This window comes from Acinetobacter halotolerans (genome assembly GCF_004208515.1).
In the GTDB taxonomy this organism is placed as follows: Bacteria; Pseudomonadota; Gammaproteobacteria; order Pseudomonadales; family Moraxellaceae; genus Acinetobacter; species Acinetobacter halotolerans.
The window spans coordinates 304,121-323,633 of record NZ_SGIM01000002.1 but is presented as its reverse complement, the minus strand read 5'-3'; the positions used below and the strand labels follow the sequence as shown (position 1 = coordinate 323,633).

21 protein-coding genes are annotated in these 19,513 nt (G+C 38.7%); 8 read left to right on the top strand and 13 right to left on the bottom strand.

The window, feature by feature from the left end:
• Positions 1 to 62: 62 nt before the first annotated feature.
• Positions 63 to 887: a serine/threonine protein kinase gene (locus tag EXE30_RS03645; protein WP_130161240.1), complete on the bottom strand. Its 825-nt coding sequence runs from the start codon at positions 885 to 887 to the stop codon at positions 63 to 65.
• Positions 862 to 2,370: a DUF3336 domain-containing protein gene (locus EXE30_RS03640; RefSeq protein WP_130161239.1), complete on the bottom strand. Its 1,509-nt coding sequence runs from the start codon at positions 2,368 to 2,370 to the stop codon at positions 862 to 864. Before EXE30_RS03640 ends, EXE30_RS03645 begins: the two co-directional genes overlap by 26 nt.
• A 177-nt stretch (positions 2,371 to 2,547) precedes the next feature.
• On the opposite strand from EXE30_RS03640, the gene EXE30_RS03635 reads away from it, so the two are divergent.
• Together EXE30_RS03635 and EXE30_RS03630 are read left to right on the top strand one after the other, a co-directional pair.
• Positions 2,548 to 3,438 (top strand): ATP-binding protein, encoded by an 891-nt coding sequence (locus EXE30_RS03635; RefSeq protein WP_130161238.1) that lies wholly within the window; start codon positions 2,548 to 2,550, stop codon positions 3,436 to 3,438.
• 99 nt (positions 3,439 to 3,537) lie between these two features.
• Positions 3,538 to 4,638, top strand: coding sequence for a DUF6670 family protein (locus tag EXE30_RS03630; RefSeq protein WP_130161237.1), 1,101 nt, complete (start codon positions 3,538 to 3,540; stop codon positions 4,636 to 4,638).
• 128 nt (positions 4,639 to 4,766) lie between these two features.
• Here the strand turns inward: EXE30_RS03630 and EXE30_RS03625 are convergent, their stop codons facing one another.
• Entirely contained in the window at positions 4,767 to 5,315 is a 549-nt protein-coding gene (locus tag EXE30_RS03625) for a TetR/AcrR family transcriptional regulator (protein WP_121928369.1), read from the bottom strand.
• A gap of 92 nt (positions 5,316 to 5,407) precedes the next feature.
• On the opposite strand from EXE30_RS03625, the gene EXE30_RS03620 reads away from it, so the two are divergent.
• The 3 genes from EXE30_RS03620 to EXE30_RS03610 all read left to right on the top strand — a co-directional run bounded on the left by EXE30_RS03620 (position 5,408) and on the right by EXE30_RS03610 (position 7,589).
• Positions 5,408 to 5,947 carry an HPP family protein gene (locus tag EXE30_RS03620; RefSeq protein WP_130161236.1) on the top strand — a complete coding sequence of 180 codons (540 nt, stop codon included), beginning with the start codon at positions 5,408 to 5,410 and terminating at the stop codon, positions 5,945 to 5,947.
• A gap of 152 nt (positions 5,948 to 6,099) precedes the next feature.
• On the top strand, positions 6,100 to 6,678 hold the full coding sequence (locus EXE30_RS03615) for a TetR/AcrR family transcriptional regulator (RefSeq protein ID WP_130161235.1): 579 nt from the start codon (positions 6,100 to 6,102) through the stop codon (positions 6,676 to 6,678).
• Complete coding sequence (locus EXE30_RS03610; RefSeq protein ID WP_130161234.1) at positions 6,675 to 7,589, top strand: DMT family transporter; 915 nt, start codon at positions 6,675 to 6,677, stop codon at positions 7,587 to 7,589. Before EXE30_RS03615 ends, EXE30_RS03610 begins: the two co-directional genes overlap by 4 nt.
• A 148-nt stretch (positions 7,590 to 7,737) precedes the next feature.
• Here EXE30_RS03610 and EXE30_RS03605 read toward each other — a convergent pair whose 3' ends face one another.
• Together EXE30_RS03605 and tsaD are read right to left on the bottom strand one after the other, a co-directional pair.
• Entirely contained in the window at positions 7,738 to 8,241 is a 504-nt protein-coding gene (locus EXE30_RS03605) for a hypothetical protein (protein ID WP_121928372.1), read from the bottom strand.
• A gap of 179 nt (positions 8,242 to 8,420) precedes the next feature.
• Positions 8,421 to 9,428, bottom strand: a complete 1,008-nt coding sequence (gene tsaD / locus EXE30_RS03600) for a tRNA (adenosine(37)-N6)-threonylcarbamoyltransferase complex transferase subunit TsaD (protein ID WP_130161233.1) — start codon at positions 9,426 to 9,428, stop codon at positions 8,421 to 8,423.
• Between the two features lie 145 nt (positions 9,429 to 9,573).
• Here tsaD and rpsU point away from each other — a divergent pair, with 145 nt between their 5' ends.
• Positions 9,574 to 9,789, top strand: a complete 216-nt coding sequence (gene rpsU / locus EXE30_RS03595) for a 30S ribosomal protein S21 (protein ID WP_004652785.1) — start codon at positions 9,574 to 9,576, stop codon at positions 9,787 to 9,789.
• 29 nt (positions 9,790 to 9,818) lie between these two features.
• The gene (locus EXE30_RS03590) at positions 9,819 to 10,265 is read left to right on the top strand and encodes a GatB/YqeY domain-containing protein (RefSeq protein ID WP_004671955.1); all 447 of its coding nucleotides are present in this window, start codon (positions 9,819 to 9,821) and stop codon (positions 10,263 to 10,265) included.
• Positions 10,266 to 10,350: 85 nt separating this feature from the next.
• On the opposite strand, the gene EXE30_RS03585 is transcribed toward EXE30_RS03590, so the two are convergent.
• The 7 genes from EXE30_RS03585 to EXE30_RS03555 form a co-directional block, all read right to left on the bottom strand.
• A complete protein-coding gene (locus EXE30_RS03585) occupies positions 10,351 to 10,710 on the bottom strand; it encodes a hypothetical protein (protein WP_130161323.1) in 360 nt (119 codons plus the stop codon).
• A 36-nt stretch (positions 10,711 to 10,746) separates the two neighbouring features.
• A complete protein-coding gene (locus tag EXE30_RS03580) occupies positions 10,747 to 11,112 on the bottom strand; it encodes a GFA family protein (protein WP_121928376.1) in 366 nt (121 codons plus the stop codon).
• A gap of 78 nt (positions 11,113 to 11,190) precedes the next feature.
• Positions 11,191 to 11,676 (bottom strand): GNAT family N-acetyltransferase, encoded by a 486-nt coding sequence (locus EXE30_RS03575; RefSeq protein ID WP_130161232.1) that lies wholly within the window; start codon positions 11,674 to 11,676, stop codon positions 11,191 to 11,193.
• Positions 11,677 to 11,728: 52 nt separating this feature from the next.
• Positions 11,729 to 13,126, bottom strand: a complete 1,398-nt coding sequence (locus tag EXE30_RS03570) for a M48 family metalloprotease (RefSeq protein ID WP_228256104.1) — start codon at positions 13,124 to 13,126, stop codon at positions 11,729 to 11,731.
• Between the two features lie 169 nt (positions 13,127 to 13,295).
• A complete protein-coding gene (locus EXE30_RS03565) occupies positions 13,296 to 13,883 on the bottom strand; it encodes a 1-acyl-sn-glycerol-3-phosphate acyltransferase (RefSeq protein WP_130161230.1) in 588 nt (195 codons plus the stop codon).
• A 114-nt stretch (positions 13,884 to 13,997) separates the two neighbouring features.
• Positions 13,998 to 14,963, bottom strand: a complete 966-nt coding sequence (locus tag EXE30_RS03560; RefSeq protein ID WP_130161229.1) for a 2-hydroxyacid dehydrogenase — start codon at positions 14,961 to 14,963, stop codon at positions 13,998 to 14,000.
• Between the two features lie 18 nt (positions 14,964 to 14,981).
• Entirely contained in the window at positions 14,982 to 15,632 is a 651-nt protein-coding gene (locus tag EXE30_RS03555) for a hypothetical protein (RefSeq protein ID WP_130161322.1), read from the bottom strand.
• A gap of 270 nt (positions 15,633 to 15,902) precedes the next feature.
• Here EXE30_RS03555 and EXE30_RS03550 point away from each other — a divergent pair, with 270 nt between their 5' ends.
• The gene (locus EXE30_RS03550; protein ID WP_130161228.1) at positions 15,903 to 17,003 is read left to right on the top strand and encodes an MBL fold metallo-hydrolase; all 1,101 of its coding nucleotides are present in this window, start codon (positions 15,903 to 15,905) and stop codon (positions 17,001 to 17,003) included.
• Positions 17,004 to 17,240: 237 nt separating this feature from the next.
• Here the strand turns inward: EXE30_RS03550 and EXE30_RS03545 are convergent, their stop codons facing one another.
• Complete coding sequence (locus EXE30_RS03545) at positions 17,241 to 19,481, bottom strand: fatty acid desaturase (protein WP_130161227.1); 2,241 nt, start codon at positions 19,479 to 19,481, stop codon at positions 17,241 to 17,243.
• Between the last annotated feature and the right edge of the window lie 32 nt (positions 19,482 to 19,513).

Sequence of the window (19,513 nt, the reverse complement as noted above, 5' to 3'; positions counted from 1 at the left end):
AAGTCTTTCTGATAAAAAAACCATTCAAATGAACATATAATATTCAAATCAAGTATTTATATTTACAACAAGTCAATCGCGTTTAGACAACCTTTGGCATCAAGAACTGACCTAAATCGCTGTTCAACTCGCTTTTGCAGTAAACCATTTAAAAGTGGAAAAAAACATTCAAGCGCTTTAGGCAGCTGAATGTGCAGTTGTTGGCAATGCAGTACAGCCCAATCATAATAAGTATCAGCGTTTAATTTAGTGTTCGTTAACCATTCATACAAAATAATGCCCAAAGCATATAAATCACTTTGAATACTTTTCGCCTCACCATGAAAAAGCTCAGGCGCCATATAATGTGGTGTCGCATCCATGCGCGTAATTGGACATTGAGACTTAAAACTTTGCTCAAAATCGATCAACCGACAAGACCCATGATATAAACGGAAATGTGCTGGCTTTAGATCACCATGAACCCAACCCATTTCGTGCATGTAGTCGAGTGTTTCCAAGGCATCTAAGATTTTTTTTTGAATAATCTCAAGATCGGTGGTGGGTAAAATATCCGTGAAGAACTTTTCTGCATCAAACAATATCAAGCCTCTACCCTTCGCTTCAAGGTGAAGGCACTGCGGTGTCTGTTCTAAGATAATAATATGATGCGGCAATAGAAAGTGCTGAGAATGTATTGATTCGAGCTGATAAAAATCCAATTCACCTTGAAAAGCAGGCTCTATCACTGGATCGGTATCGACGACATGAAATTTAAGCCAATACTTCTGATTTTCAACTTGAAACGTATATAAACGCCGTCCAAAATCATAACTTCGCTTTTTCGTTTCTAACGACCAATTATTCCATTGAATAGTTGGATCAGAGATCCACGTAATAAAACTCATTCTGCTGCTTTTCTTCCTGCTTACGTAATGATGCTAAACAATGTTCAATGGTTTTACCAATACGTGCATGTGTTTCAATCGAAGCGATTTTAGACCATGTTGCTCGCTCACCTTCTTGTTGTAAGCTTTTAAATAGTTTTGGCCGTGGATTTTTCAGCATATAGCTGTAATGCCTTAAACCATATTTGGCAATGATATTCACATCACCATAATAACGCTGCCCTAAAATTCCATAACCATGATCGAGCGCACGTCGAATCGGGAAGAAACCGCCCATTGAATTGCGAATTAAATCCATAACATCCATTGCAATCGCTTTTCCTTGATGGCGCACAACCCGTTCAGGCCAACTCAATACATCACGGCGGAATCGCTTATTATCACTTTGCATAAATGGGACGATATGCGGATTCACCTGACTGGCAATGGTGTAATTAATATTATAAAGCCTTGCCATTTTTTCCTGAGGAAAATCACTGCGCATACTGCCATCCACCCATTTCGTGTTGGCAAGATACGGCGTATGCTGACCATCATAACGTTTACTGGTTAATTTCACTGGCGGAAATAACACCGGGACGGCACATGAAGCCAGCACAGCACTCCAAACCAAAACATTTGGCGCAGTTAAAGCATTTAATACTCTAGGGTTTTGTGCGGTGTTATAGGGTGCAACCGCAATATTAATATGCAATCCTGAACGTTGGAAGGCTTCAGCAAAAGTGACATCGCCCATATTACGTATCAAGAATTTTTTAAGATACATCACATCAGCAATGCCACCATGCCCTTTAATCAACTCCATGACACGTCTAAAGCGAAAGGCTTCATGGAAAAAGTGCTCACCAGAAAGTAAGCCAGGAATCTGATCAGCAGATGAAACGCCGAGCATACCTGTCATGATGGCACCTGCACTCGAACCTGAAATTACCTTTGGTAATAGATCACGTTCCAACAATGCCTTGCATACTCCAGTATGAAACAAGCCCAATGTCGCACCGCCTGATAGCATTAAAGCAGGTTGTCCATAAGCCTTTTGGCATTCTTCAAAAAACTTTATTTTTTCTTTCAATTGGAAAGTAATACATTCACTGGAAGCTAAATAACCAAAACACTCACTGACTTCTTCAACATAATTTTCTATAATTTTTTTAGTGCCGCAGTAGGTCTCAGCAAATAACATGGGATGGCCAATATTGGCAAAATCATAAGATAAACCTTCTCTTAATACATAGATCAAATCTAGAGTTCGATGTTGTGTACGATATTTTTTTAATAAGTTATGCCGTTTAGATAAAATTTCAGCATCAAAATAAGGCGAATCATTGTCATATTTCCATGCTTCAGTACCTGCTTCTTGGTCTAGTTTGAGTGCAATGGACTTCCATTCCGCATACCCATTTGCATGGCGTAAGTGCTCTTGTAACACACCGACCCTATATGCCTGATATGTATTCTTTTTTTCTTGAAGTCTATTTGACATTCGTGTTTCCAGTTTTGATGATTTTTTTCTCATTCTGCACCTATACAATGCAAAAAGTGGCTGCAACAATCAAGGGGAAAATCGACATATTACAATCTTTTTAATGAGATCTTCTTTATTTCAACAACAGCAATGATAGTATCCCTATTCATTGATCACTGTGTTTGGTTTGTATTTATGGCTCTCATTGATTTACCGGAATCTATTCTCCATTCATTATCCAGTGTTTTGACACAATTACAGCAAGTTCTCCCTGCACCAAAACAACCCACTGATTTTTCAGCTATCGCTTTTCGATGGGAAAATCAACAACTGCTCGCCATTCAACAACCCAAAAAAATGCATTTGGAAGACCTAAAAGGGATTGAGCGTCAAAAAGATAAAATTATTCAAAATACCTTACAGTTCTTAAATGGCTTGCCTGCCAATGATGTATTGCTCACTGGTTCACGGGGTACTGGAAAATCATCGATAGTCCGTGCCCTACTGACGGAATATTCATCACAAGGTTTACGTCTCATAGAAATCGAACGGGATGATTTATCTGATTTACCCAAGATTCAAAAGATAATTGAAAACCGCCCTGAGAAATTTATTGTTTATTGTGACGATTTAGCCTTTAACGCAGAAGATGAAAATTATCGTAGTTTGAAAAGTGTATTAGATGGTTCACTACAGTCTGGTTCAAGCAATTTCATTATCTATGCCACCAGTAACCGCCGCCATTTATTGCCAGAATTTATGCACGAAAATACGCCTGTGCGTAAAGTTGATGTTCCGCAATATACTGAGCTACACCCACAAGAAGCGATTGAAGAAAAGATTTCTCTTTCTGATCGTTTTGGTTTGTGGCTGTCATTCTATCCGATGGATCAACAGCTTTATTTAGAAATTGTGGAACACTATATCGTTCAAGCAGGTTTGCAATATAACGATCTGGTTCGTGCTGAAAGTTTGAAATGGTGTCAGGCACGCGGTCAACGCTCTGGTCGAGCGGCCTATCAGTTTTCAAAACATTGGATTGGTTCGCAAAAACTAGAGAAATTGTCAAACACTATAAAAGGATAAATGTCCTCAAAAGCCGTGGCATTGTCCTTATTTAGGCTTAGCACGGGCAGTTGTTTTTCTTAATCTAAGATCTAGCATAGACTGAGTTTAGGGAAAAAGATGAAAAAACAACTGCCGCCAACCTCTCTGACGAGCAAAATTTTGGGTAAAAGCTTATTGCTCGCACAAAGCACACTAGATCAGGCTATAAAATATTCAACCATTCCTTTTTCTGAACCAGAGATCATCCGTCCAAGAACAACAGAGAAATTTTATACGTGGACACATTATGGAATCTTTTTTCCACTGCTGCCTGAACCACATCGTTATCTAAATATCATGATTTTGTTAGGTACCCCTGGGGCACTTGCCTTCGATCATGATGACATAACACTGGGTGACCCAAGACATACTGCAACATTGTTCTCTAGTACAGCCGCATTAGACCAACACTTATTAAAAGCTTACATCATCCCAGATGAGACAAATATTCAAGAAAATGGCACACAAATCGAATTAGGCGAAGACGTTTCCATTACAGGCACTTTGCCCAATATTCATTTGAAAGGTGCTTATCATGGTTTAAATTTTGAATTTGATTTAGATGTGACCGATCAAGTTTCATGGTTTATCAAAACTCCGATCTATGATCATTTTAGTCTATTAGCCACATTCAAAGGTCAACTTGAATATCAAGGTCAAGCTACGCCAGCGGAAGGTTTATGCACCTATGAATATGCGCGTGCAACAGGTGCGCATGGTGTGGTAAAAAAACGCCTCCCCGAATCTTATAAATTACCGCTTGATTTCTTCACCTATCAAATTATTAATCTGACTGAAACAACGCAACTATTGTTAACCAAAGCCGATATTTTAGGTCAACCCGTAGCTTATTCTCTGCATATTAGACATACCGACAAACCTGCTGAAATCTATACCAATGTTGAGTTTAAGGTGATTGCGCATCAGATCGATGATTATATTTCGCCAAGTGGCAAGAAAATGCGCTTGCCACAATTCTTTTCTTGGACGGTGAAAGATGATACGGGTCAAAAAGTATTAGAAATCTTTGCTGAAATTGATAGTCCATTCCGCTACGGTCATGGAATTGGTTATGCCAGCGCCTATACTTTCACAGGTGAATATTTGAATAATGAAGTTCAAGGGCGTGGTTATATTGAGTATATCGATGTAGAAAACCAAAACTATTTTATAGATTAAGCCTATTCACTTCACTGTTGAAATAAAAACATTTTTATTTTCCAATCAAGCATAAGCCGTTGATATATTTTCAACGGCTTAACTATTTAGAAGCTTATTTCATCGCCCCTATCCTTTCAATGAAACTCCTAACTAAAAATCTCAACCATACGGTTTATCGATTTTTTAATCTCATCTGCAACTTTTGCATCATATCCTTCTACCAAAAAGCGGCTAATCAACCCTTCAATCAAGGTATAAATAATTTCAACCAATGCATCTGCATGGGGGGTTGATTCAAGACATTTTGCAATTAATGCGCGAATCCAAATCTTATGTTCTTTAGAGACTGTAATGATGTCTTGATCACCACAATGAGATTCAGCAACCGCTCTGACAAATAAGCATCCTTTAAAATTGTCTTCTTGAAACCACAACAAATGCCAATCAATGAGCTGATTGAGTGCCTGTGCTCCTGTTGCATTGCCAATATAAGCAATTAGACTCTGTCTAAACTTCGTATCTCTAGCCTCAAGCACCGATCTCACTAACTGATTTTTATTTTTAAAATGAGTGTACATTGTTGTTTTTGAACAGCCGGACTCATCTCGAATTAAATCAACACCAACACCGACAAAACTATTTTCATAAAATAATTTTTCTGCGGTATTCAAAATTTTATTTGCGGACTTTGACATACAAGTTTACTCAATTAAAAATAGTACAGATCTGTACTATTTTTAATTTTAGTCTTATTATTGACTGAATACAATGATCCTGTGAGATTAAAATGTTATCGCTATTTCATGGCAAAGAGCATCTTGCTCCACGCCCCCAATCCATTGATATTTTCAGAAGCTTAATTGGCGGGACATTCAGTATTCTGATCTTAGTTCTCTTGAGCAAATGGACCCAAAATTTATTTATCATGGCACCTTTCGGCGCAAGCTGTGTCATATTATATGCCGTTGCTCAATCCCCTTTAGCACAACCTCGTAATGTGATTCTTGGGCACTTTGTTTCAGCTTTGATTGGCTTAGTCTTTCTTAAAACTTTAGGAACTTCAGCATTGAGTATTGCGCTTTCCGTGGGTTGCGCTATTGCGGCAATGCAACTGTTACGTTGTGTTCATCCACCTGCTGGGGCAAATCCATTAGTCATCTTGCTCACAGCAAATACCATTCAATACCATTGGAGCTTTTTATTTTTTCCTGTGTTATTGGGATCAATCGCGCTGGTATTTGTGGCTTGGTTGGTCAATAACATTAAGACCGATAAGAAATGGCCTACTTATGGACTCGCCTTGATCCACAGCAAAAAAACCAAATAAGCGATTTGATTAAAGAGATCATCCACTCTCTTTAATCATATTTACACCTAAATAAAAACTTATGCTCAATGAATAAAAACAGCGTCTCCTATTGCGAATTTCCTTAATCCACCCTAATATTAGGTAGAACAGTTTACCCAATATTTTTCATTATGAGCACTAAATCTGCAAAACAAAGAATTTTAGAAACAGCTTCAATGCTGTTTTATCAAGATGGAATCAACAGTACAGGGATCAATAGCATCATTGATCAAGCCAACGTTGCAAAAATGTCCTTATACAATAACTTTCGGACTAAATCTGAATTGGTCACTTGTTATATCGAAGCACGTCATCAAGAGTGGTTAGGCTTATACCAAAATAGAAAAGCCCAAATCCAAACACCAATTGATGGCGTATTGGCTGTTTTCGATGCTTATCAAGATCATGCCGAGTTTGCCTATGAAAATGGTTTCCGCGGTTGCGGACTCCTCAATGCAGCAGCAGAATTTCCTGCGCATAGTCCAGAACGTTTGGCGGTGAAAAAACATAAAGATGAAGTTGAAAACATTTTGGCAGATCATTTAAATCAGCTGATAAATGATCCTGAAAAAGTTAAACAACTCGCGCTGCTGCTCTCTTTTATTTTGGAAGGTTCTATCGTTCGAGCAGGTTTAGAAAGTTCAAGTACTAAAGTTTTTGCTGCCAGACAAATGGCCCAGTCCTTATTAGAACAAGAGATTAGGAATTGAATAACACGATCAAACTCAGTCCACATTATGGGTTTATTGCGGTTTTAGTTGCATCAGTTCTTTGGGGTACGACTGGTACTGCGGCTTCTTATGCTCCCAATTTAAGTCCATTAGCCATAGGTGCGATTGCGATGGGTGGCGGTGGGCTTTTACAAGCGTTACTCGCTCATAAAAACATCCTCAGTCATTTACCGCAGATCCGTTCATATTTCCCTTTGCTGTTGGTTGGGATGATTTCTGTTGCTATTTATCCACTGGCCTTCTACTCCTCTATGCGGATGGCTGGCATCACGATTGGCACTGTGGTTTCTATTGGTTCAGCACCATTATTTACAGCGCTACTTGAAAAGTTTTTTGATCAAAAAGCACTCTCGCTAAAATGGTTTATCAGTTTTATTTTTGGTGTTGCTGGAGTATTGCTTTTATCCATCGGTGAGTCGCACTCTCAAGGCTCGTCATCAGCAATAAGTGCTGATCAGAAAAGCATAGGAATTATTCTTGGGCTTATTGCAGCCTCAACCTACTCGTTATATTCATGGGCTGCCAAGAAAATGATTGATCAGGGTGTCGACTCTAGAGCCTCGATGGGTTTAATTTTTGGATTTGGCGCTTTAATTTTATTACCGACTTTATTTTTTACTGGTTCCAATTTATTTGATGAACCCGTAAACCTATATGTTGTCGGCTATATGATGCTGATTCCGATGTTTCTCGGTTATCTGTTATTTGGTTATGCTTTAAAAACAATTTCTGCCAGTACCGCCACGACCCTCACTTTATTTGAACCATTAGTTGCCGCACTTTTTGCGGTATTGCTGGTGGGTGAGAGATTAGCGCCGATTGGTTGGATCGGTATGGTTTTGATTTTTGTATGTTTGGCTGTGCTATCCAAAGCGGATAAGTCAAATTAATTTTTAAACCTGAAATGTATTTCAATATGCTTCATCACAAGCGAAGTAATTATCTAATTTTTATTTGTTCAGAAAAATAGAAAAATGGAATCGATGCAGAAAATAAATTTCCTCTGCATCGTTTTCGCTCTGCTATAGAACGTTAATATCAATACTCTTTTGCTAATTTTTCCAGTGTGGATAGCATTTTTTTCACCACACTTCTTTTATGATTTAACATATTCTTAATGTTGGTCGGATTAAAACCCGTCAGTTTAGCAATACCTCGACTGGTCATATATTCACCCGTCTTTTCAAAGTGCTTTTGACTCAAGGCTGTTTTAGCATCAGAGAATCTAATGGCTAACTTATAATCACTAAATTCAGACCATGCACCCGTCTTATATTCATCCAAATCAAATTTGTTTTGATGAGGTGGTTTATCTCTAAGAATATTATTCAAGCGATTAATGACGATTTTTTCCTCACTCTTTTGTATCCGCTGATAAAGTTCAGTTTCCTCAAAAGTTCGCCCTATAGAGATATCCTTTCTGAATTGCTCAATTATTTTTTTAGCTTCTGATGTGTCATGCTCTTCACCCTGCTGGATGAGATTTAGAATTTTAAATAAAGATTCTAATCTGCCACATGTAAAAACATAAGAAATTTTCAACTTCTGTACTCCGCTATGAGTTTTTAGCTCATCAAAATAAATAATTTATTCGACACTTTAACACGATAGCGTTGACTCCAACCCCTCACTACGCATATAAATGAATCATTTGATTTTTAAATAAAATAATATGTAGCTTCGCAGAAGCTTAGCATCCCATAAAAATGATCAGTTTCATTCTAGGTTGGTTCTAATTCCGTCATCGGCCATCTTGGTGTCGTAGTTACTGCGAGACCATCCTGCTGCCCAGCTTTTAAACGTTGATAGCCTGCAAACGCAATCATGGCGCCATTATCTGTACATAAAGCCGGTTCAGCATAATAGACTTGTGCATTGATCTTTTTCAGCGACGTCTCTAATTGCTCACGTAAGCGAAGATTGGCACTGACACCACCAGCAATGACCAAGCGTTTTAAACCTGTTTGTTTTAAAGCCTTTACTGATTTTTTAGCCAGTGTATCAACCACTGCTTCTTGGAAAGAAGCCGCAATATCCGCATCACGATTTTCTTCGCCAAGTTTTTTCAGTTGAACAGAAACCGCTGTTTTCAAACCGCTAAACGAAAAATCTAAGCCTTGATGCAAGATTGGGCGAGGAAAAGCAAATGCTTGGGCATCACCTTGTAACGCCAGTTTTGCGATATTCGGCCCACCGGGATAAGGAAGTTTCATCATTTTTGCGACTTTATCGAACGCCTCGCCAGCCGCATCATCAATCGACTCACCGAGTAACTCATACTGACCAATTCCATGTGCAGCCATCAGTTGCGTATGTCCACCTGAAACCAACAAAGCGACAAACGGAAATTCCGGTGGCGTATCTGAAAGTAATGGCGCAAGCATATGACCTTCCATATGATGCACACCAATCGCAGGTTTATTGAACGCAAACGCCAAAGTACGACCAAATAATGCACCTGTCATCAATGCACCCATCAACCCCGGACCACGTGTATAAGCAACTGCATCGATTTCGTGTTTTTTCACGCCACTTTGTTCAAGCAATTGATTCATCAGAGGAATCATCTTACGAACATGATCCCGTGACGCCAGTTCAGGTACGACACCACCATATTCTGCATGCAGTTTGATCTGACTATAGAGAACCTGCCCCCGTAAGCCGAGCTCGCTATCATAGAGTGCTAACCCAGTTTCATCACACGAAGTTTCTAAGCCCAAAACAATCATTAAACTGCCTTTACAACGATCAAAAATAGTATCAACGCTATTATAGACTTGTGATCTGAGTTGTAAATGAGTAAAATACTGACCTTCACTTGCGATCTAGTGCAATCGTGCGTTAGATCTTATCCATCATCTTAGAGGATTTTACATGCCACAAGTTAAGTTGAAAGAAGGCGAACCAGTAGACGTAGCTATCCGCCGTTTCAAACGTTCATGCGAAAAAGCTGGTGTTTTAGCTGACGTTCGTAAGCGCGAATTCTATGAAAAACCAACTCAAGAACGTAAGCGTAAAAAAGCTGCAGCAGTTAAGCGTTATCAAAAGAAATTGACTCGCGAATCTGTACGTACTACTCGCCTTTACTAATTAATTTGTGATTGACTGCTGAAAAGACTATGACGACTTTAAAAAACCAAATTACTGACGTGTTAAAAAATTCTATGCGTGCCAAAGAAATGGCAACAGTAACGGTTATTCGTGGTCTACAGGCAGCAATTAAGCAAATCGAAATTGATGAGCGCATTGAGCTTGACGATGCTCAGGTTCTTGCGGTCATTGAAAAGCAAATTAAACAACGTAAAGAATCGATCAAGGCCTTTTCAGGTGCTGGTCGAGAAGATTTAGCTAGTAAAGAACAAGCCGAAGTTGAGGTTATCTCTCAATTTCTACCAGCCGCTATGACTGAGGAAGAACTTGATTCTCTCATTGAGCAAACGATTTCTGCTCAAGGAGCTACTAGCATGAAAGATATGGGTAAGGTGATGAATTCTCTACGTCCGATCATAGCCGGGCGTGCCGATCCTGCACAAGTTTCTTCTAAAATTAAAGCAAAATTAAGCTAATCAGCTCAGTTCGGCTTTATACCTCTCTTTTTATATATTTAATAATAAATTGGATTCATTTCAACAATGAACCCATGCATATTATTTATTTAAAATCACACTGAATATTATATTTAGTCAGCATTTTCATTTCTTTTGACTCAGTCACTTGATGAATTACATCTTGCTTGGTCATCGTGGCGTATTGTCCTGTTAAATGAGATCTATTCTTTTCGATCGCCCCATAAGAGTCCTGCACATATTGATTTACAATAGCGCAATATTTTGTCTGCTGCTCAGGTGTGAAATGTGAGAGTTGCGGGTCTAAACTACGTAAAAAACTGCGCATGTCTTGCGCATAAGTTGCCGTTATCTTTTCTACAGCACGTACATATTGCTCAACTGAAGCCGCTGAACTCGCCCCCACAAACCCAACCGCAAAAATAAAACCAATAATTTTCTTCATCATTTTTTAACTTCTTTACTACTCAAGCCAGCCATCTTATCTTAATTCAATAAATTTTGGTTTATGCTCGGTAAAAAATTCTTCTGTAGGTGCAGGAATCTGTCCTTCAGTTACCGTACCCAAACGTAAGCGAATGATATTTGGCAAATCTGTACGATATGAATAAATCGGACTAGCACAATGTTGACAGAATACTCGTGCTTTATTCGGCGTATGAAAATATTCGTTTAGTTGATCTTGCCCTGAGATAAATTCAAATTTTGTTTGATCAAGTGGACTATTCCAACCCGCGATTGCACCTTGTGCCTGCTGACAGTGTTGGCAATAACACAGAATACTATTTTCAATTTCACCATGATATTGATATTGCACAGCCCCACATAAACATTGCCCCTTGATCATAATAAACCCTCCTCTCAATTAATTTCTATTTATGTTATACGGCAATTATACTTACTCTTTTATTATTGATGACTTAAATTAATTTTTTAATTCCAGTATTTCACCTGCTAATCCATCATAGTCTTTAAATGCTTTATGCTTAAAACCCTGACGCGTTAGAATCTTGCGTGAAGCAAGATTTTTAGGATCAATAATCGCAAATATTTGATTTATTGAATTTTCTTTTCTTGAAATATTAAGTAAAAGTTCACTGACTCTATTCGCAATACCTCTACCCCAATAATTTGGCAAAAGCATATAACCCAATTCAAGCTCGTCAGCATCTATTTCTTTAATTTCTAGCTTTGCCAAACCAATAAACTCATTCGTATCAGCATCAAGAATTTTAAAATTACCAAAATTCTCACATAATTGATTATTTACGATAAGTTGCTGAAAATTATGTTCTGCTTCATCTAAAGGAATAGCTCTTTCTGTAATCATAGCCATTACCTCTGTATTACTAACCAGTTGAAAATAGTAATGAAAGTCTTGTATGTTGAATTTTTCTAATTTAATTTCCATGTAATTACTCTCAAATTTTCAGCAAGCTAATTCCACCACATCAAATTAAGAATTAAATTTTCCTACGGTAGTCATCTTGCATTTGCTTTAAACGAGATTCAATTTTCGCTGACATTGCCATATTCCCTTTTGCAAGTCGTTGCGCATGTAACATGGATTTAATTGCATTTTCCTCATAGCCCGACCAATACTCAACCTCTGCACGATAGCATAAGACATTCACAGCTTGTAATGGTGAGCTTTTGTCTAAGTTTGCTGCTTGTTGCAACAGTTGCCATCCTCGAATATCACGTTGGTTCTTATGAATGAATCGTTGAACTAAGGTTTGCGCTTGTGCAACTTGTCCTTGTCGAATTAAGACTTCAGCGAATTTATAAGATAAAGCGCGATTTTCAGGCATCGTTCTTTGAATCGGTGCAATCGTATTCTCTGCCAGCTCAAGTTTATTTTGCCCCAAATAAATATCGGTTTGAATGAGTGGAACCAATATATGAGATTTTAATTTCACTTTCACCAAATCAAGATTTGACTGTGCTTGAGCATAATCACCTTGCTCTAAATAAAACTTACTGAGCGCCAGTTGTGCTGCAACATTCTTCTGCGAGGCAAGAGATTGTATCTGAATTTCTGTGGCTTGATTTGAAGTGACGTAGGTATACCATTTCAATATGTCAAAATTGAGATCATAAATCTTTGATTTCACTTTAGGCAGTTGATTGGCACGCAGACGAGCTTCACTCATACGTTCAGTGGTTAATGGATGAGTTAACCAAAAATCTGGCAAAAAGCTAACTCGACTGGTCGCCCGATGCATGGTTTCAAAATAATCCGCCATACTCTGCGGATTGTACCCTGCTGAATACATAAACTGCATACCGATACGATCTGCTTCACGCTCTTGATTACGACTATAGCTCAGTTGTTTATCAATTAAAGCGGCTTGCGTTCCCAACATTACCGCTGAGCCGACATCACCATCAGCCTGTGAGGCAATCGCAGCACCAACGAGGATCCCAGCCAAAGCCAATAATCCTTGTCCCTTAAATGCTTCTTGTGATCGGCTGTAATGTCGTTGCGTGACATGGGCGATTTCATGCGCCATAACGCCTGCGATTTCATCTAAATTTTTAGCGGACGTAATCAAACCCGTATTTATTGCAAATAAACCACCAGGTACAGCAAAGGCATTAATTTGGGGATCTTTGATCACCACCAAACCAATCGGCTGCCCCAGTTGGGTTTGACTTAAAATGCCTGAGAAAACTTGTAAAAATTGATCTTCCAACCAAGCATCTTGAAGTATAGGCATTTGTCGATGAACTTGACGATAAACTTTTTCACCGATGAATTTTTCTTTTTGTTGGTCGAGTAACCCTATACCACTGCCAATATCAGGGACTTCAGTTGCTCCCATCACCTGTGTAGGCAAAAGGACCTGCGTATGACTCAGTTGGGTCGTGGCAAATAAGCCACATGCAAGCAGCAGCGGTCTCAAGGGGTTTCTCTATGATTCTAATGGAGAAATTTAATATAGCACTGAAAATGAGAGGAATTTGCAACAAAGTGTTATAGAAGACAGCTTTTACTGTCTTCTTTTTATAACAAAGATCGAATATGTATTATTTCGCCGAAGTATAACGTTGATCTACGCTAAATTTCTCTGGAAATTTTGCGTGAATATTTTCATAAAAAGCCATGATTTCCGTCATGTCTTTTTCATAATCACCCGTAGGATAAATGATTTTTCCCACACCAGTTTTCTTCTTAGCATAATCCATATACGCCAATGCAATCGGAACACCCGCTGCGATAGCAATATGATAAAAACCTGTTTTCCATTGTTCTTGTTTCGCTCTCGTACCTTCTGGAGTAACTAACATCACTAATTTTGGATGCGTTTTAAACAAGTCACTCATCAATTGAACCATACTTGGTCGTTCCTGACCTTCCTGTTTGGCTCTACGATCTATACCGATCCCTCCCATTGCTCGTACAAAAGGACCAAAAGGAAATTTCATATAGCTGCCTTTGATCGTTAGTCGCACATTGACGCCCAACGCTTTCAATGCCAAACGGGCATATAATGCATCCCAGTTACTGGTATGTGGCGCGGCGATCATCACACATTGGTCAATATCTAAATCCCAATGATTATCGATTTCCCACCCCATTAAACCTAAACTTTGCTCAGCTAACTTTTCGAACACAAATACCCCAGATGAAATCTCAAAGGGCGCAAGTGTAGCAATATTAATCAGTTTAAAAAGATGGACTCGTGCAATTATTCAACAATCAAGTTGTAAGCAATTATTCAGCCGCTATTAATCAAATTTGGGATTGACCAAATAACGTGGCGTTCGATCTTCTAAAGCATCAATCAGGTTTTGATAAGCGAGATTGACCATTTTATAACGCGTTTCAGCCGTTGCTGAACCAATATGTGGTGCAGTCACCACGTTTGGCAGTTCAAATAATGGTGAGCTTTGCAAAGGTTCTTTGGCATACACGTCTAAGCCCGCGGCAAAAATTTTATTTTGTTGTAGTGCCTCAATGAGCGCATTTTCATCAACTACAGAGCCACGTGCAATATTAATGAATACAGCATGTTTCTGCATGAGCTCAAATTGAGCCTCTCCGATCAGCGCCTGTGACTGGCTATTTAAATCAACAGCAACCACAATGAAGTCAGATTGCTGTAATAACTGATCGAGGTCACAATATTGGGCATTGAATGCTTGTGCGACTTCTATTTTTTCACGGCGATTATGGTACAAGATATTCATATTGAAGCCATAAAAAGCTCGACGAGCGATTGCTGCTCCAATATGACCTAGACCAATAATCCCCAAGGTCTTACCAAACACATCTACGCCAAATTGCTCACTCGAAACTGTTCGCTTCCATTGACCTTGTTTGGTCCAAGCATCAAGTTGTGGAATTTTTCGTGCTGCACTCAGTAATAAACTAAAAGCCAAATCCGCTGTGGTCTCTGTTAATACATGCGGCGTGTTTGCGAGCCAAATTTTTCTTTGATTTAAATAATCAACATCATAGTTATCATAGCCCACTGACACACTAGAAATGATTTTAAGTTTTTGTGCAGGCGCTAAGTTGCTTTCGTTGAGTAAACGCCCAGCGCCAATCATGGCATCGGCATCCTCTACCTCTGCTCGAATTTGCGCATTGATATCCCCCAATTTTGGATTGAGCACCACCACCTGATAATCTTGCTGTAACCGTGCTAAAACGTCTTGATGAATTTGACTAAATACAACAACTTTCTTCATTATAAAATTTCCACTCTTTTATTGCATTAATTGCCACAACCGTCTTTTTAATAAGGGTTGAGCAATCATTTCTTCTAAACTGGCAAGATGTAATATATTGGCGTGTTGAATAAAATCGAGCTGACCTAGGCAAAGGATTTTTTTATTATTTGCTGTTGCATCCAAAAAGCCTTGAATATATGAAGACAATCCCCGACTTTCTTGAAATCCAACCAATGGGAATGGCCATTTCAACTCAGCGTATTGCCCTAATCTTGCTTTCTGAATGTTTTGCCACAATGTTCTTTGAGCATCACTAAGCTGGCTGCCTTCTAGCAAAATTGCACAGCTATCCAAAACGTACATTTGCAACTCAAACGCTTGGACTGGTGTTGTTATAACGATTTGCTCTTTCTCAACAACGACTTCTTTAGCGACTGGCTTTTCGACAACTTCAGTATGTTGAGGAACTTCACTGGCTGTTATCTGTTGTGGAATTGGTACAGATGTGGCTTGGATATCTTTAGGAATCGGGGCTGTATCAAATGCAAGCACAGAAGATGGTTCGATTTCGTCGACAACTTGATCTCGCCATAAGCTAGGTGCAGTATTTTTTTGAGATACAACTTCTCTAGGAACCCAAACATCAATTCCCAAAGTCGCTAATATGTTTCTCTGCTGCCCAATCATCCAATCTACTCGTTCACTCACAGTGATGAATACTGTAATGCCAATAGTCTAGCATAAACCATTAACCTCTAAAGGCTTCGTTTTGCTCAATCATTTCACAACGTACCTATTCAAATGTAAACCTTTACAGTTATTCAAACCAAGTTAAAGTGTATAACGGCTTCCATCGTTTTCATTCATCGGTTTTTCATCAATATTTCATCATTTTGTCGCTTTTACTTTTTATTAATATTGACTATCGAATGCTCAAATAAAAAGGTCATGTGACTTATGCTTATTGTTTTTGCTCTCGCTTTAGTCTCACTCGTTTTTATCTGCTTTTTATATACACGACACCCTCTTTTTGGAAAAATCCCTTCTGGAGAACGCTTACAACGTATCAAAAACTCCCCCAACTATCAGCAAGGTCAATTTCGCAATCTCACTGAAAAATTAGGCATGGCCGATTGCTCCCATACTCTCATTGAACTTTATAGAACATTTATCAAAACCATTCCTCATCGCAGACCTAAAGATATTATTCCCTCGATTAAAACTAATCTCAAAACACTTGATCCACAACAAGATGTCATGATCTGGTTCGGACACTCTTCCGTATTTATGCAACTACACGGCAAAAAATTTTTAATTGATCCTGTCATGAGTGGCAAGGTTTCTCCCTTGCCGTGGGGAACACGCGCTTATCGAGGAACCGATATATACACCGTTGAAGAATTACCTGAGATTGATTATTTACTGATTTCACATGATCACTATGATCATTTGGATTATAAGACCATTCTTAAATTAAAGAATAAAGTAAAATATGTGATCACTGGCTTAGGTGTTGGCGAACACTTTGAATATTGGGGCTATCCCAAGGACATACTGATTGAAAAAGATTGGGGCGATTGCATTGAGTTTGACGATGGCATTACCATTATCACCGAAACTACCCATCATGATTCAAGACGTGCTTTCGATGGCGGAAAAAATTTGTGGATTTCATTCATTATTCAATCACCGAACAAAAAGATCTTTTATACAGGTGACGGCGGTTATAACAAGCACTTTGTCGAAATCGGTCAAAAATACGGGCCTTTTGATTGGGCATTGATGGAAAATGGGCAATATGATGCCGCTTGGCATGCTGTACATTGTCATCCCAATGAGGTTGCTCAAGCGACTGAAGAACTAAAAGTGCGAAATATGATTCCCGTACATCATTCCAAATTTAGTTTAGCTAAACATCCATGGTATGAACCGATTACAAGAATTGCAGAATACTCAAAAAATAGAAAATATCGTCTTGCAACTCCGATGATTGGTGAATTAGTAGAGCTGGATAACGACCAGCAAAGCTTTAAGCAATGGTGGGAAAATATTCGATAATTTAATTCTCCCATCCCAGCTATGCCTCATTTTAAAATGAGGCTTTACTAAGAAAGCGGAAATAAAATTAAGGACTTAAGCCCTTAATTCTTAAACGACCACCATTTTCCTAAACAAATTCAATCTATTCTTCTCACATAAGAGAGAAAATTATAAGTGGTAAAAGTAATCGTGATGAGCTCAAATTCGTGCAACCCTTTAAGACAAATTAAATTCTTAATGGACTTGGCTCAAATGTTAAATATCCAAAACTAAAGTGTCTGATCGTGGCAAAGTATTACAGGTGGTAATACGTAAATCTGGTTCTAGCTTATGTTCATCTAAATTGGTGGTACCTTGCAGCTTATTACAAACACAAGCACGACATAACCCTCTTTCACACCCCGATGGAATATTAACACCAGCCAAACGTGCAGCCTCCAACAACGTCGTGCCTCCATTAACCACAATATCTATTCCACTACGTGCAAAGTGGATAACATGATCTTTACCATCAGTGGGATGTTCCACAACTGGAGGGGTAAAGCTCTCTGTATGAAAATTCACTTCAGGTAACCCTAAATCCAATAACATTGATTTTGACGCAGCAATAAACCCTGGCGGAGCACAAACATACACTTCATGTGTTTTTACATCAGCAACAACCTTAGATAATAATTCAGTACTTAATTTCGCCTGATATATTTGACCTTGAGGAATATAATTAGGGTTTATCTCATCACAAATAAAATGCACATCAAAACCAGATAACTGAGCAACTTCTCGTAATTCCTGCTCAAAAATAATGGAGCCCTCGTTGCGGTTAAAATAAAGCAAGGTAGCTTGACTATCAGGGGCTTCGCGCAACGCCTTACGCAACATACTCAAAATTGGAGTTATACCAACGCCACCAGCAAGAAAAAGTATTTTTTTAGGCACATCACTCATAATGAAATCTGGAGAAGACTGAGGTGTTCCCACTAAAATCATTTGTGAATTTTTCTGAATATGATTATTGATATAATTTGAAACACGCCCGCCTTCTACACGCTTGATCGCAATTTCCAAAAAATCACCAGCCTCAACACTGTCTTTTAATAAACTATATTGTCTAACTAGACTTTCGTCTCCCACCTCAACCCGTACGGAAATAAATGAACCAGCTTCCCACGTAACGTTATCCCATCCTTTAGGTTTTTCAAAGCGTATCATCAATGCCTGATTTCCTGCTTGCGGGAATACGGCATTGACCTTAACAGCTACATTATAAAATTGAGGCTTATTTAGATATGTCATGTTACTTGGCAGTTTGTATTGGGCACCATATACGATCCGACGTAATAGCTCCTTAGGTCTTGTCAAAATTTTTAAAGAATTTCCGGTTTCTTGCTCTCCAACAGGACTCGCTAATTTGAGCACATTAACCATCATATCTGGAACAACATCTTCAAGAGACATAACATTATAAGGTAAGCCATGCTGCAAGCAGATTTCTTTAACAAGTGGCTGGATTTCGCGTTGACGATTACATGGTAAATCTGGAAATAAATGATGCTCTAGATGAGTATCCAATCCACCATAAAACACATTAAATGCAGGTGGATTATCGAATTTAATCTCTTCTTCCAACAATGTCTTAAAATAATTATCAAGCGAAGCATAAGGTGTGAAATTACTTGTCGCTAAAATTTGGCGGCGAAAATACTCTTCTTCTGTTTCGCTCACTCCTGGATCACTAAATAACTCAACATTGGGTGAATGATGTTCCAAAAATAAGACTGCAACGGTCAAATCATATCCCAAAACGGTACTCAGATAATTTCCAAAAAATGTTGGCAATATTCGATGAGGAGAAACCGAAAGAGGATCTTTCCAAAAATTCTGGGTAATATATTTTTTCGCCAACTTTAAGGTTTGTTCAATAGTCGTTCGGCTAAGTACTTTCCGCCCTTCTGTCTTAGCAGCTGATGCTCCAGTAAAAAGAGAAAACACCAGATTAGGTGATGTCAATAACAAGGTCCACAACAGTGGAAGTTGCACAGCATGGTGACCATACCATGGCTGACCTGGCTTAATACGTAAAAACGAGTATCCTAAATCATGGTCTACTCCAACGATATTAGTAAAAGGATGGTGATTCTGATGATGCATCACACGCCATTCGTAAGGGTCCACCATGAAATTCCAAACCCAGCGCTCTGAATGGAAAGAGCCTGCATTAGGTAAATGGTCATAACTACCATGCATGATGTTGTGACCAAGTTCAGAAAACTCAAGCAATGTATGCAATGCACCCAATATCGCACCACGCATCATGGCATTAGGTTTTCCACCTTGTTGTATTAACTCTTTACTACGAGCTTTAATAGCTTGGGAGTAAGCCGCAACATTTTTTATATGAGCTAGGTCTGCATCTCCAACTTCTGCTTTAGTTTGATCATATAAAGTCTTTAAATCAGCCGTTAAACTTTTATGTTTGCCATAGCTATTATTTAACATTTTATATATCTCTTTCGAATTTGCCCTTATCC